The organism is Moorena sp. SIO3B2 (assembly GCF_010692525.1).
In the GTDB taxonomy this organism is placed as follows: domain Bacteria; phylum Cyanobacteriota; class Cyanobacteriia; order Cyanobacteriales; family Coleofasciculaceae; genus Moorena; species Moorena producens.
Window position 1 is genome coordinate 1 of sequence record NZ_JAAHHE010000789.1, and the last position, 1,778, is coordinate 1,778.

A 1,778-nucleotide genomic window follows, 5' to 3' on the forward strand; every position below is an offset into this window, starting at 1 on the left:
CCTTGAGCTCTCCAACATGTTTTGGTCCTTCCATCAGGATTTCCAGAACAGTGAGACGAGTGTTGTCCGCTAAAACTTTCAGCTTACGGACACAGAAGGCTTGAGATGATGGACTTTTTGAGTTCATAATTCAGCAATTTTAAGCAGTTGAATTATCATTTATATGAAAAGCCATTCATATTATAATCAAAAAAAACTCTGATTGGATCAAATCAAAGCACCACCACAACTGGAACCAGACCCTGCTGTACAGCCATAGCAATAGGAAGCGGTGCGAATTTCTTCAATGATGTCTAAACTTCCTGCTTCGATCAGTTTACTAACTGTCAACCTTTCTCCAGTGCCAGAGGTTGCTGCTACATTTTCCATCTGATTAAAATCGCAATCATAGACATTACCCAGATAGTCAATAGACAGTTCATTACGACACATCAAATGTTCCACCGTACTGGCATTGAAACTATTTTCTAGAAACTCCATATAGGGAGCATATAACTTGGTGCGTTGTAAATGAAACTTTGTTCTACCAACGGGAATATTGGTAATTGTAAATAGCTGGTTGAAGTCAATATCAAACTGTTCTTTTAGGAACACTTGATAATCCTTATCCAACTTAACCTGATTAGGAGTTAGAGAAAACGTTTCACTCAGTGGCAACGAAGGATTGTAGACCAAATCAAGAATTAATTTGGGGTTTCTCCCATAGCCCAACCGATTCAGCCATTGAATCGCCCGAATCGAATCATCATAAACCCCCTTGCCGCGCATTTTATCTACATTATCTTCCAGATAACAAGGCAAAGAAGCCACTACTCGTAATTGGTGCTTAGCGAAATAGTCAGGTATATCCTCATATCCCGGTTCAAAATAAATGGTCAAATTTGACCGAACAATCACCTCCTTTCCGGTTTGGTATGCGGCTTCAACTAATGGCTTAAAGCCATAATTCATCTCTGGTGCGCCACCAGTCAAGTCAACCGTCTTAATTTGAGAAAACTGATGAATCAGCTTAATAAGCTGGTCACAAATTTCTGGAGAAAGTTCTTCAGTTCGTTTAGGACCAGCTTCCACATGGCAGTGACTACAAGCTAGATTACAACGCTTCCCCAGATTAATTTGTAAAACCGTGATGGGGTGTTTCCTTAAGGGAGCTTGCAGTTTTTTGCGGAACGGTGTAACAGCTAAAACGTCTGTTTTAATCATATTTTTATCGCCTTGGGATTGTGAGACTTATTAAGTCTAAAGTCTGTTCGCGTAGCCTCGGCTTCGCCGAAAGTCTGAACTATTACTTATAAACTATGATTTAGTCTTGGGTAAATCTGAAGTATGAAGTGTGAAGTATAAAGTGATAGTTATGCTTTGATAAACCTTAATCATACCATGGATTGGTTAATTAAAAACTCCTATTTTTTTTATCCTTCACCTTCCCGGACAAGAGACGCTTAAGGCGAACATCCTTCAGACTTCAGACTTCAGACTTCAGACTTTCGGCGAAGCCGACGCTACGCGAACAGACTTTATCCTTCACCTCTAACAACAACCACCACCAACATAGTGCCAAGTTGAATCGGTGATTAAGATTTCTTCTGGATTCACCTTTCCTAATTTGGCGGCTGTTTTATCACAAACAGCAGCTGGAACACCACGGGAAAGGATGTGTCCCGCATTGTCATCAAAAAACTCTTCCGCGCCCATGTAAATTGCTGTTTTGCCAGTAAAAATACATGGTCCATCCTCTGGGATCACAACTTTGAAAGAAACAGAATCCAGACTTTCCA

The 1,778-nt window shown here is 40.4% G+C and carries 2 protein-coding genes; both read right to left on the reverse strand.

What is annotated here, in order from left to right; genetic code table 11:
- Window positions 1-207 precede the first annotated feature (207 nt).
- Entirely contained in the window at window positions 208-1,203 is a 996-nt protein-coding gene (gene arsS / locus F6K38_RS41055; RefSeq protein ID WP_287360579.1) for an arsenosugar biosynthesis radical SAM (seleno)protein ArsS, read from the reverse strand.
- A gap of 327 nt (window positions 1,204-1,530) precedes the next feature.
- Window positions 1,531-1,778: DUF8838 domain-containing protein (locus F6K38_RS41060; protein ID WP_502709664.1), on the reverse strand; the 248-nt coding region annotated here is incomplete at its 5' end.

Coding starts and splice junctions, on each gene's coding strand:
- arsS (WP_287360579.1), bottom strand. CDS start 1,203: ATGATTAAAACAGACGTTTTAGCTGTTACACCGTTCCGCAAAAAACTG.